Here is a 12,092-nt window from a genome sequence, read left to right on the forward strand (position 1 = left end):
CATGTACGCAGTTGGAGCGTGGCTGTTTACCGGTTTAGCCCAAGTGCCAGATTTGCCAAGCCAGAATAAGCACGAAGGTAAAGCTCATGCTTAGGCTAGAGACCTTGTTCATCTGCATGGTATGCTCAAAATCTGCCGTATTGGCGTCTTTCTTAACTTTTAACACCCAGCGCATGAAAACCAAAATCACCGGGAAAGTGCCCAGCAGAAACAAGAGACTGTGCATGTTCTGGCCTCTCAGGAAATAAGTGTAAAGCAAGGCGCTGGTGGCTAGCAACATACTAATGCCCGCAAATAGAAACGTACCCGTCAGGCCTAAAAGGAGGCTCAACGTTACATCACCGCGGCGGGCGTCTTCCTGGTGCTGGTACACTTGCGTGAGTGGGTAAGAGCCGCACAAGAAAAGAGAACTTACCAAGGCCAACAGCAGATTGGTATAGTCTTGAACCTCTTCTAAAGGCACGCCACTGCCCACCTGCACCATCAAAAACGTGAATGCCCCCTGAAAAAGCACCACCACCACCGTACTCAGAAAAGGGTATTTCTTCAACCTGATGCCCTCATAACTGTAGGCCTTGGACACCAGCAAATACACCAGCACCATCACCGCAAATTGCCAGGAAAGGACCAAAGACAACCCCAAAGCCAGCACATCAAACGCCAACACCAGCCAATACAAAGACTCCGTGACCTGCGGCGGATTCTTAAGACCTCCAATGCTGCCCTCGTCACGGTCATAGTAAGAGTTGTAACCATTGCTGGCCGGGTACACCAATAAATGCAGAATGAAGAACACAGCCGCTGCGCGCCAGACAGACACATTAGGCGTGGCACTTAAAGCAAACCAGAAAATGGGCATCAAGAACAGCGAGAACGGGATGCGCAACAGCCGCCAGGCGCTAGACAGGGATGGGTTCATGGAAGCAGTTTACGAAGGATAGCCTATTAAATACAACACGCCCGTGCCGCTCCAGTGCTTGGCCCGGCCAATCTGCCAGGTATAGTGCGGCGCGTCTAACTTCTGGACCATGGCGTGCAGGTGCTCTGGGGTATACATGCGCAAGATAGAGACCGTCCCGTCCCATACTACCCCCAACGGAATCAACGGCACCAAATAGGTAAAGAAAAGTCGGCTCCAGGTAAAGGGCCTGATGAACGGGGTAATCAAGAGAATTACCCACGGAAACACCAACCAGACCAGCAGCAACTCATGCCACTTCTTGCTGGCGCCCTCAAAGACCCCAATGCCTTGGTTCTGGCGCACGGCGTCCTGCAAAATCTTCTGCGCCATCTCAGGCCTAAAATGATGGAACGCTGAAAACACCGTTCTGAACCCTATTAACGCTACCGGCACCGCTGTGGCATCTACTTCCTCCTCAGCATACGTAATAGCACCCTTTGACTGCGCCTGCAGAAACTGATAAGCCTCTACATTCGGGAATTTGTCTGTGACGGTGATGTTGATGGGCTGACCGCTTTGCTTTTCCAGTTCCTCCCAAATTTGCAGAATGCCACCGCCTGCACCCGCGCACAAGTCAATGATTTTACTTTGATTGGTTTGCCTCAGTGCTTTTAACAACAAGGGCACTATTGGTTTGTAAATGCCCAGCGCCGTAATCAAGAACCGTAACACATCCATCATGCCCTGTCTCACCATATGCGGAAACCACGCCTGGTCTTCCAGTTCCATCAAGTGCCAGCGGTGTTTCATGAGGAGATTGAACAGGATGTAATGTATGCGTAATGGGAGAGTTTGAAGTAAGGCAATTTATAGGTGATAAGTAAAAACCGGAGGAATTGTTTTTAGCCTGTTTTCTGGAAAATAGCCTAAAAACAGCTCCAACTTTTGCCTGATTTCTGGCGCAAGTTTTCAACTAATGATTACCATCATGCAAGTTTTTCAACACTCGGTCCTTCCTTCAAAGTCCTACGCAAGTTGAAAACTTGCGATATAGGTAGCTCCAAGTTATAAACTTGAAGCAGGGATAGTCAATTACATCTTCACATTTCCAAATTTTCACATCTATCCCAATAGCACATTAAACTTTCAGCACATTCAAGCCATTCACTCATTAAAAAAGCCCGCCGTGTACAAAGACAGAGCGGGCTTTTTATGTGTGGGCTTTTTAATTATTCGGCTTCCATTTCAAGGGTAGAGCCGTCTGGGGCTTGTAGCTTCAAGTCGTTTTTAGAAAGCTCCGTTACCGTGAAGTTCTCGCTTACGTTGTTGTTGGCGTAGGTAAGGCTCAAGGTCTTGGTGCTGGCGTCATAGGTCCAGGTACCGTTGGCCGACTGGCTGTTAGATGTCTGTGTAAAGTTACCGTTGGCAAAGAACTGGATCTGCTCTTCTTTCTCGGCAGAGGTCAGCTTGTCTTTGTCGCCGGCAGCGGTGGTTTCCTTGTCAGCTTTCCAGATTTTGCTGGTAGTGCCAGAAATCATGCTGGAGTCACCGCCTTCGTTTTTCTTGTCGCCGCAGCTAAACGTGAACGCCGTAAAGGTAAGGGCCATCACCAAGGTGAGTAGTTTTGTGAAGTTTGATGCAATTGACTTTTTCATAGTTGTTGGGTTGTGGTTTCTAGTTGTATGCAAGCTTGCGTAATTGGCAAACTGAGATACTACTTACGTGGTATTTACCGCACAGTTCTACTAAATAAATCTAACAAAGGACGTGTGCATTCGTAAGAAAAGAAGTGTAAACCAGTAGGCTATCATCAAGGCGCGCGCTGGATAACTACGTACTAAACTAGAAATACAACTATGGGACTGTTTGATTTTTTAAAGAAAGGCGAAGAAAAGCCGGCCGCAAAGCCAGCCGCCAATAATGACTTTTTCAAGAATAACCCCAACGTGGCCCAAACACCGGCGGCAGGGGCGGCGGCTAATCCAGCCACTGAATACTATACCGTTCAGAGCGGTGACTCTCTGTCTAAAATAGCCAAGCACGTGTACGGCGACGCCCAGCAGTGGCACAAAATACACCAAGCCAATACAGACCAGGTTAAGGATCCTAACTTGATCCACCCAGGTCAAAAGTTAATCATTCCTAGATAGCAAGACATTCAAAAAGCTTCTTTGTAGGTTTGTTTGGAAAAAGAGTTTCGGTGTGAGCACTGAGGCTCTTTTTTTATGCCCTGCCTTAAGTGCTAACAAAAGAGCCGTTTTTGGTCTGTTTTCCAGAAAACAGACCAAAAACGGCTCTCACTATTCTACAAGACGTGTGCTCTGCTTACGCCTGCGGATTCTTCTTTAAGTAGGTGGCCACGGCGGTGCAGGTAGCGCGTACCTCAAAACCGTTTTGTTTGGCGTGGTCCAGGCCGTGTTGAATCAGTTCTCCGGCCAGGCCTTTGCCGCGGTATTGGTCCTCAATGTAGGTATGCTGAAAATCCATCACCTTGTCTGCTGGCAGGGCGTAGGCCAGTTCGCCAATCTCCTGGTTGTCCATATAGGCAGTGAACTGCTGGTTTTCTGTGTCGTGTTTTATATCTAAGGCCATGATAGGGTAGTTTAAATGGAAAGATGTTCCTGCTTGTACCCTGTTTCAGGTAAAAGGTTAGCCCATGGGGTATAGGTGGCCCAGGCGAGGAAGAAAAAAGGAGCCTACAAGGCTCCTTTTACAATCTCATCTACCACCGGCGGGTCCAGCAGGGTACTGGTATCGCCTAGGTTAGAAACATCGCCTTCGGCTACTTTGCGTAGAATGCGGCGCATGATCTTGCCAGAACGCGTCTTAGGCAGGCCGGTCACAATCTGGATCTTGTCTGGCTTGGCAATTTTGCCAATCTGGTCCACCACGGTTTCAATGACCTCGGCCCGAAGGTTTTCTTCATTGGTGGGTGCCTCCTCCCCACAGACCACAAAGGCGTAGATGCCCTGGCCTTTCACGTCATGGGGGTAGCCCACCACGGCGCTTTCTACAATGTGCCGGTTCTGGTTGATGGCGTTCTCAATCTCGGCAGTGCCAAAACGGTGCCCCGACACATTGATTACATCATCTACGCGGCCAATGATGCGCCATAAACCGCCCTTATCGCGCTTGGCGCCATCACCGGTAAAGTACAGGTTTTTATAGGTGCTAAAATAGCTTTGGCGGCAGCGCTCATGGTCGCCGTAGGTGGTCCTGATGATGCCCGGCCACGGGAATTTCATGCACAGGTAGCCTTCCTGCTCGTTCTCCGTGATTTCCTGGCCTTCCTGGTTGATGAGAATGGGTTGCACGCCCGGCAGCGCGAAGCCCGCGTGACTAGGTTTGGTAGGCGTGATGTTGGCCAAGGAACTAAGCATGATGCCGCCGGTCTCCGTCTGCCACCACGTGTCTACCACCGGACAGCGCTCTTTGCCCACGTGAATATGGTACCAATGCCAGGCTTCCTCATTGATAGGTTCGCCCACTGAGCCCAGCACTTTCAAGGAGTCCAGGCTATAGGATAGGACGTGGTCCAAACCAGCCGCCATCAAAGACCGGATGGCGGTAGGGGCGGTGTAGAAGATGTTCACGCCAAATTTGTCAATCACCTGCCAGAAACGGCCCGGGTCTGGGAACGTGGGCACTCCCTCAAACATCAAGGTTGTGGCACCAGACAATAGCGGCCCATAGAGCAGATAGGAGTGACCGGTTATCCAGCCAATGTCGGCGGTGCACCAGTAGATGTCACTTTCCTCGTACTGGAATACATTCCGGAAGGTATAATCTGTGTAGACCATGTAGCCGCCGCAGGTGTGCACCACGCCTTTGGGCTTGCCCGTTGAGCCCGAAGTATACAAGATGAACAACAGATCCTCGGCGTCCATTTCTTCTGCTGGGCAGTTCTTGTCCACGTGCTCCAGCTCTTCATGGTACCAGACGTCACGGCCTTCTACCATGTTCACGGCCCAGCCTATGCGGTCTACCACCACTACTTTCTCTACGCTGGGGCAGTCTACCAAGGCTTCATCTACTACGCGCTTGACCGGGATCTGCTTAGGCCCGCGGTTCAAACCATCTGAGGTGAGGACTATCTTGGCCTGGGCGTCATTGATTCTATCGGCCATGGCCGTATGTGAGAACCCTGCAAAGATTACCGAATGCACTGCGCCAATGCGCGCACAGGCCAGCACGCTAAACGCCAGCTCTGGGATCATAGGCATGTAAATGCACACGCGGTCGCCTTTCTGCACGCCGTTGCGCTTTAAGATGTTGGCCATCTGGCAGACCTTCTCGTGCAACTCGCGGTACGTGAACCGGATGAAGCGCTCCTTGGGGTCATTCGGCTCCCAGATTAAGGCCAGTTTGTTGCCGCGTTTCTCCAAATGACGGTCCAGGCAGTTCTCCGTGATGTTGAGCTTGCCGTTTACAAACCACTTCACGTTAGGCTCCTCAAAATTCCAATCCAAGACCTTGTCCCATTTTTGACGCCATGTAAAGTTCTCGGCCACGTCTGCCCAAAATTGCTCAGGCTGGTCCACGCTTTTTTGGTACGCAGCCTGGTACTCTTCCATTGATCTGATGCGGTAGTCCATAGGTTAGTAGGGTGGTGTTTGGTCGCTTAAAGTTAGATTTTCTCAGTAAAGTGCCAATACTAAGACGGAGTTAGTGAAGAGATGGGTGCGTTTTTAGGCTGTTTCTGAGAAAGTAGGCTGAAAACGGATTTGAAATGGCGGGATGTCCTTGATGTGGTTGGGGTTCTCGCCAAGGTGCATGACAGCCTCTTTGGCTTTTCTTTTTTGGTGCGGATGTAACACTTGTGACTTTCTGAGGTGACTTGAGTACTAGCTGTTGGCAGTTCCCTGAGTAAGACCGCTCTTTCTGGTGCGCACTACCATTCTAGTTGCATTTTGTCCGCTAAGCGCTCAAGGCCGCGGGGCCCCGTCTTGGCCCTTCGCACTGCTGTTGTACTCTGGGCCTTTGGCCCCGCCTTTCAGACGACGAAACAACAGAGGCGCTCAGAGCCAAGACTGGTTCTGGTTCCTCTCTGCATAGGCTGGATGGTTGATTGGTTGTTTGCAGGTGATGACTGACACTGTCGCTGCAGAGTCATGCGTGCTGCCGCACGGCTGTAACTATCTGCTTGCACGTGGCCATGGTTGTTCAAGTCTTTGACTTGGACCCATGATGGCGGGCAGTTTGCAACTGCCCTGAAGCGCTGGCTTCAGGCTGCGCATTCCGTCCCCTTTGAAGTCGAAGATCCCGGACTTGTTTCGGGAGGGGTAGGGAGAGGAAAGGAGCTCTTTCAGACTAAAGACTCATGACTCAGGACTAAACAAGTAGAGTCCGGCAGCACCTGCGAGCGTCTGCGGCTATGTCAGTCCTGCCAGCAGCATCTCTTTTAAGGGAATGGGGCGGTTCATGGTAGATAGATAAGTAGACCCTTCTGCGTATCTTTACCTCGAATTATTTCTAGAGAAGCGCTGTTTTACCTTCGCATTGAAAATAAAGAAAGCTCATGCTGATTGCCAACCATAGTGGTAAGATTTTAGAAGCGGGACTGGACGAGGCGGGGAGAGGCTGCCTGGCCGGGCCAGTGGTAGCGGCGGCCGTCATCCTGCCACCCGACTACCACCATGCCCTGCTCACAGACTCTAAGCAACTGTCTGCCAAGCAGCGTAACCTGCTCCGCGAAGAAGTGTGCAAAGAAGCCATTCACTGGGCGGTGGCCGAAGTCTCACCTCAGGAAATTGACCAGATCAACATCCTCAATGCCTCTTTTGCCGCCATGCACCGCGCCGTGGATCAATTGACCGTAGTGCCAGAATATTTACTAGTGGATGGCAACAGGTTCAAAGCATATAGAGAGATTCCGCATGCGTGTATGATTAAAGGAGATGGGCGCTATTTTAGCATTGCGGCGGCGTCTATCCTGGCCAAAACCCACCGGGATGACCTCATGCGACAGCTGGGTGAGCAGCATCCTTTTTATGGCTGGGGGCAGAATGCGGGTTATCCTACCAAAGCCCATCGTGCAGCCATTGCTCAGTACGGTACCACTGCCCATCATAGAATGACCTTTAAATTATTGGCCGAACAAATGCCTTCCTTGGAGCTTTTGTAAGTAGCAATCAACGTATAAACAGAAAGGCGTTTTTGGCGTGTTTCTTGGGAAACAGGCCAAAAACGCCTTTTTTATGCTAAAATAGGACGTGCCTATTGCGGTTTCATTTTCAAGAGGTCCAGGAACAGGCTAAAGGAGTCAATGCCAGAGCCGCCTTCGCCAAAGGAGTCAAAAGAAAGTGGTTTTACAATGTAGCCGCTCACGCGCAGGTCTTGGGCCGCATGGCGGTCAGAGTCTTCGTTAGAAGTGGTCATGATGAACACGTTTAAGTTGGACAGGCTGGGGTCTCTACGTATTTCCTGTAAGAATTCAATGCCGTTCATGCGGGGCATGTTGATGTCTAAAAGCACAACGGTTGGTAAAGGGCTTAATTTGGGAGTGCCTGGTTCGCCGCGGAGCATGGCCAGGGCCTCGCGTCCGTTTTTGGCTTTGTGTAGCGGGGCCATCACCTTGATTTTACGTAGTTCACGCTCTACGCTCATGGCATCCAGGTAATCATCTTCCACTAACAAAATACTGGCTTGAGATTCACTCATAATATATATTTAAGGACTAAAAAAGTTTCAATACTAATTTTTAGGCTGCCTGAGCCAATTTGGCTTTGGGCCAGGTAAAGGTAAAGACAGAGCCGTTGCCTGGTGTAGAGGATACTTCTATGCGCCCGCCTTGCCGTTCTATGATCTTCTTGACAATGGAGAGGCCCACGCCCGTGCTTTCTACGGCATCGCGCTCCTGGAGTGTCTGAAATAAGACAAAAATTCTTTCATGGTACTCTGCCTCAATGCCCGGGCCGTCATCTGCCACAGAGAATTGGTGGTAGTCTGGGAACTCCTGGTACCCAATGGAGACGTTGCCAGTTTGCTTGTCATGGTACTTGATGGCGTTTCCTATCAAGTTACTGAACACTTGCTGCAACTCTACCTTGGCAGCGCGCAGGACGGGTAAACGGTCTGGCAAATGCACCTGAAAACCGGCCGGCGGGTTTAGCATATCTATCACGTCAAAGAGTAAATGCTGCACGTTGACGGCTTCCTCCTCTAGTTTGGCTCTACCCACGCGGGCCAGGGCCAGAATTCCGTTAATGAGGTTTTCCATGCGGTGCACGCGGGCGCGCATCATGAGCAGGTATTCTTGTATGTGGCTGGGCAGTTCTTTGCCCATGTCTTCTTCTACCCACTTAGAGGCGTTCTCAATGCCGCGCAAGGGAGCCTTCAAGTCATGGGAGACCACGTAGGCAAACTGGTCCAGCTCCTTGTTCTTGCTGTCCAGCTCAGTAAAGGTTTTGTCAATGGTGCCAGACATGCGGTTAAGAGAGTCTGACAGCAAGGTGAGCTCATCATGGGCATCGTCTTCAATGGCAATCTTATATTCACCGTTGGCAATGCGGTCTGCCAGGTTCACCATCTTCATGATGCGTCTGGAGATGAGGCGGGTAATGTAGTAGGCCCAGGCCAGACCCAGCATCACCGAGATGATAGTGAGGGCAGTAGAGACCCGGCGCGTCTCATTGATACTTTTGTCCAGGCGCTCACGGCGCACCTCGCGTACTTTGTACTCAATGCTGTTAAACGCCCTGAAGTAGATACGCATCTGGTCTGTGAGGCGCTTGCCTTCTTCATTGATCACCAGATAGCCGTGTTCCAGGTTTCTAATGCCTCTAATGCTCACACCTGCCTCGTTCTCCTTGCGCTTCTCGGCAATGAGTAATTCGGCAAAGTCGTTTTTCCATTTCACCTGCAGTTCCTCAATCTCCTGAATCTTCTTGAGTTGCTCCGGGGAGTCGTCCACCAGCTTTTTAAGGTCTGTGAACAAGGCAGGCATAAGACGGTCTGCCGTATGGTAGGGTTGCAGGAACTCCTCATTGCCGGTAAGCAGAAAACCGCGCATACCGGTCTCCATGTCAATGATGTTCCGTTGCAGGGAAGAAGAGTTACGGATAATGTTCTGAGACTCAGAAACAAACTTGGAGTTCTCAATCACGTCTTCAGACAGGCGGTAGTTCACCACCCCCACGGCCGTAAAGAGAAAAGAGATAAGGACAAAACCAGCAAAAAGCTTGGTAGATAATTTTATATGCATGGGTATAGATGACGAAAAGGCCACCTCCGGGAGTCCAACATGAAAACGGAGCGCCTCCCATGAAAAGAGGTATCTCCGCAAAAATAGAAAAATATCTTAACCTGCCTTGGGCCGAAGGTCTTGCGGCAACCTTGATGGCGTACAACAGATGGTTAATGTGATATGGTCATGATATACAAGTGTTTAGCGCGCCGGTGCCTGGCGTAATGCCTATGCGTGTTGCGTAACTTCTGCCCGACTAAGCGCTATAGGTACTTGTAGCTGAATGGCTGTACGGCTACCGCCCTAAGTGAGTTTTGGACCTTATGCGAAGAATGCTGTACTCAAAAAAGAATCAACCTATGCAAGTCTTATTAAAGGAGCAGTGCTGGATTTAACCGGCTTTTTGCGTTCACTGTGCCGCATAGTGGCGTACGGGCCTGCTAAAGACCATTAGGTTGTACCCTATAGGCTGTCTGCAAAACTTGAGGAGATGTGGTTTTCAAACCCGCGCCAAATCAGTACTTTTGCTCAGGTAGTAAAGTCATTCCTTCTAACAAAGACATATATGGAATTAAAGAAAGTTGCCCTTAATGACGTGCATGAGGCCCTAGGTGCCAAGATGGTGCCTTTTGCCGGATACAACATGCCGGTGCGTTACTCTTCAGACTTAGAGGAGCACCACACGGTACGCAAGGCCATGGGTATTTTTGACGTGTCGCACATGGGCGAGTTCATGGTGACCGGACCGGGTGCCTTGGACCTGATTCAGCGCGTTACCTCCAATGACGCCTCTAAACTGACGCCGGGCAAAATCCAGTACTCCTGCTTCCCTAACCAGGAGGGCGGTATTGTGGACGACCTGCTGGTGTATTGCCTGGGTGAGGAAGAGTACATGCTAGTGGTAAACGCCTCTAATATTGAAAAGGACTGGAACTGGATCAACCAATTCAACACCGGCAATGTGAAGCTGGAGAACATCTCTGATGAGATGTCCCTGTTTGCCGTGCAAGGACCAAACACTGCGCAGGCGCTTCAGTCTCTGACCCCGGTGGACTTGCCTAATATGGTGTATTACACGTTTGACAAAGGCACCTTTGCAGGCGTACCCAACGTGATCATCTCGGCCACGGGTTACACCGGCGCCGGTGGATTTGAAATTTACGTACCCAATGAAAACGCCAAAGAGGTGTTTGAGAAAATCATGCAAGCCGGCGAGCCTTACGGCATCAAGCCAATTGGTTTAGGCGCCCGTGACACGCTGCGTCTGGAGATGGGTTACTGCCTGTACGGCAATGACATCACAGATTCTACCTCGCCACTGGAGGCTGGTTTGGGCTGGATCACCAAGTTTAGTAAGGACTTTACCAACGCAGACAACTTAAAGGCCCAGAAAGAGCAAGGCGTGAGCCGCAAACTAATTGGCTTTGAGATGATGGAGCAGGGCATTCCGCGCAGCCACTATGAGATTGTGAACGCCGAAGGCGCGACTATTGGCGAAGTAACTTCGGGCACCATGTCGCCTTCTTTGGGTAAAGGCGTTGGCTTGGGCTACCTGCAAACTGAGTACACCACGCCAGGCACCGAGATCTTCATCAAGGTGCGCAATAAGCAACTCAAGGCCCAAGTGGTAAAACTGCCGTTTTATAAACCAACAGTATAGTATAGTTAAGAGTTAAAAGTTATGAGTTAAGTGTTGGTGTTTTGAGGAGCTCCGTTTTTGGCTTGTTTTCTAGAAATCAGGTCAAAAACGGAGCTCCTATTTTATGCCTAACTGCTACTTCCAAAACTTTGAACTCTTAACTTTTAATTCTTAACTCAAAAAACCGTGCCTTCTATAGATGTTTGCTTCAGCCCAGAGCTGTTGCCTTTGTATGATTTAAAAGGAAAGATTGCCGTAGCTGTAGATGTGTTGCGCGCTACGTCCAGCATGGTCACCGCCCTGGCCCACGGCGTCACGCACATTGCCCCCGTGAGTGAACTGCATGAATGTTTGGCCTACAAAGAGCAGAACTACCTGGTGGCCGCAGAGCGCGACGGCGTAAAAGCTGAAGGGTTTGACCTGGGCAACTCGCCGTTCCATTACCGTGAAGATGGCGTAAAAGGCCGTTTCCTGGCCATCACGACCACCAACGGAACGCAGGCTATCAATCGGTCCCGCACCGCAGACGCGGTCATAGTAGGCGCTTTCCTGAACGTTGGGGCGGTGGCCAATTACCTGAAGGCCGCTAACAAAGACGTAGTGGTGGTTTGCGCCGGCTGGAAGGGGCTGTTCAATCTGGAGGATACGCTGTTTGCCGGCGCCTTGGCTGAGCGCTTAGAAGATGATTTCTCCCTGAACCATGACGCCACGCTGGCCGCGCATTCTATGTACCAAAGTGCCAAGCATGATTTGCTAGGCTACTTGTCCAAGTCCAGCCACGTACAGCGCCTGGAGCGCCTGCACATTCTACCAGACATTGAGTTCTGTTTGCAGCATGACGTCTATGACGTAGTGCCGGTGCTGGAAGGCGATTTTCTGGTACCTGCTAAATAGTCGTTGTTAGTTATCCATTGTTCAAAGCAAAAAACGGAAGGGGCCCTTACTTACAGAGTAAGAGCCCCTTCCGTTTTTTGCCTGTTTTCCAGAAACTAGACTAAAAACGTTTTTGGCTCAGTCTTTCAGTTTCGGGTTGTTCTGGTGGCGGTCCTTGTCGCGGTGGGTACGTTTGGCCAGGCCTTTTTCAAACTCCTCGGTGAGGTTGACGCCGGTCTGGTTGGCCAGGGCAATGAGCACAAACAGCACATCGGCTAGCTCTTCACCTAGGTTCACGTCCTCGTCGCTTTTCTTGAAGCTCTGGTCGCCGTAGCGGCGGGCAATGATGCGGGCTACTTCGCCTACTTCCTCGGTGAGAATGGCTAGGTTGGTGAGTTCAGAGAAGTAGCGCACGCCTACGTCTTTTATCCAGGTATCTACGGTTTCTTGGGCTTCTTGTAAGGTCATTTGGGTAATGTGCTAATGATTTAATG

12 protein-coding genes are annotated in these 12,092 nt (G+C 50.6%); 4 read left to right on the forward strand and 8 right to left on the reverse strand.

Annotated elements, in window-relative coordinates; translation table 11 throughout:
* Positions 1-34: 34 nt before the first annotated feature.
* From ABD880_RS17515 to ABD880_RS17525, 3 genes are all read right to left on the reverse strand, one after another.
* Positions 35-919 (reverse strand): UbiA family prenyltransferase, encoded by an 885-nt coding sequence (locus tag ABD880_RS17515; protein WP_345169065.1) that lies wholly within the window; start codon positions 917-919, stop codon positions 35-37.
* 9 nt (positions 920-928) lie between these two features.
* Positions 929-1,711, reverse strand: coding sequence for a class I SAM-dependent methyltransferase (locus tag ABD880_RS17520; protein ID WP_345169067.1), 783 nt, complete (start codon positions 1,709-1,711; stop codon positions 929-931).
* 419 nt (positions 1,712-2,130) lie between these two features.
* On the reverse strand, positions 2,131-2,556 hold the full coding sequence (locus ABD880_RS17525) for a lipocalin family protein (RefSeq protein ID WP_345169069.1): 426 nt from the start codon (positions 2,554-2,556) through the stop codon (positions 2,131-2,133).
* Positions 2,557-2,757: 201 nt separating this feature from the next.
* On the opposite strand from ABD880_RS17525, the gene ABD880_RS17530 reads away from it, so the two are divergent.
* Positions 2,758-3,051, forward strand: coding sequence for a LysM peptidoglycan-binding domain-containing protein (locus ABD880_RS17530; RefSeq protein ID WP_345169072.1), 294 nt, complete (start codon positions 2,758-2,760; stop codon positions 3,049-3,051).
* A 175-nt stretch (positions 3,052-3,226) separates the two neighbouring features.
* Here the strand turns inward: ABD880_RS17530 and ABD880_RS17535 are convergent, their stop codons facing one another.
* Together ABD880_RS17535 and acs are read right to left on the reverse strand one after the other, a co-directional pair.
* Positions 3,227-3,493, reverse strand: a complete 267-nt coding sequence (locus ABD880_RS17535; protein ID WP_345169074.1) for a GNAT family N-acetyltransferase — start codon at positions 3,491-3,493, stop codon at positions 3,227-3,229.
* Between the two features lie 104 nt (positions 3,494-3,597).
* Positions 3,598-5,496 carry an acetate--CoA ligase gene (gene acs / locus ABD880_RS17540; protein WP_345169077.1) on the reverse strand — a complete coding sequence of 633 codons (1,899 nt, stop codon included), beginning with the start codon at positions 5,494-5,496 and terminating at the stop codon, positions 3,598-3,600.
* A gap of 923 nt (positions 5,497-6,419) precedes the next feature.
* Between acs and ABD880_RS17545 the strand changes: the two genes are divergently transcribed.
* Positions 6,420-7,025 (forward strand): ribonuclease HII, encoded by a 606-nt coding sequence (locus tag ABD880_RS17545; RefSeq protein ID WP_345169080.1) that lies wholly within the window; start codon positions 6,420-6,422, stop codon positions 7,023-7,025.
* A gap of 92 nt (positions 7,026-7,117) precedes the next feature.
* On the opposite strand, the gene ABD880_RS17550 is transcribed toward ABD880_RS17545, so the two are convergent.
* Together ABD880_RS17550 and ABD880_RS17555 are read right to left on the reverse strand one after the other, a co-directional pair.
* Positions 7,118-7,561, reverse strand: a complete 444-nt coding sequence (locus ABD880_RS17550) for a response regulator (RefSeq protein ID WP_345169083.1) — start codon at positions 7,559-7,561, stop codon at positions 7,118-7,120.
* A gap of 40 nt (positions 7,562-7,601) precedes the next feature.
* The gene (locus ABD880_RS17555; RefSeq protein WP_345169086.1) at positions 7,602-9,104 is read right to left on the reverse strand and encodes a sensor histidine kinase; all 1,503 of its coding nucleotides are present in this window, start codon (positions 9,102-9,104) and stop codon (positions 7,602-7,604) included.
* 547 nt (positions 9,105-9,651) lie between these two features.
* Between ABD880_RS17555 and gcvT the strand changes: the two genes are divergently transcribed.
* Positions 9,652-10,746 carry a glycine cleavage system aminomethyltransferase GcvT gene (gene gcvT, locus ABD880_RS17560; protein ID WP_345169089.1) on the forward strand — a complete coding sequence of 365 codons (1,095 nt, stop codon included), beginning with the start codon at positions 9,652-9,654 and terminating at the stop codon, positions 10,744-10,746.
* 165 nt (positions 10,747-10,911) lie between these two features.
* A complete protein-coding gene (locus ABD880_RS17565) occupies positions 10,912-11,619 on the forward strand; it encodes a 2-phosphosulfolactate phosphatase (protein ID WP_345169092.1) in 708 nt (235 codons plus the stop codon).
* A gap of 117 nt (positions 11,620-11,736) precedes the next feature.
* On the opposite strand, the gene ABD880_RS17570 is transcribed toward ABD880_RS17565, so the two are convergent.
* Complete coding sequence (locus tag ABD880_RS17570) at positions 11,737-12,066, reverse strand: nucleotide pyrophosphohydrolase (protein ID WP_345169094.1); 330 nt, start codon at positions 12,064-12,066, stop codon at positions 11,737-11,739.
* Positions 12,067-12,092: the final 26 nt, after the last annotated feature.

Source organism: Nibribacter koreensis, assembly GCF_039541795.1.
GTDB lineage: Bacteria > Bacteroidota > Bacteroidia > Cytophagales > Hymenobacteraceae > Nibribacter > Nibribacter koreensis.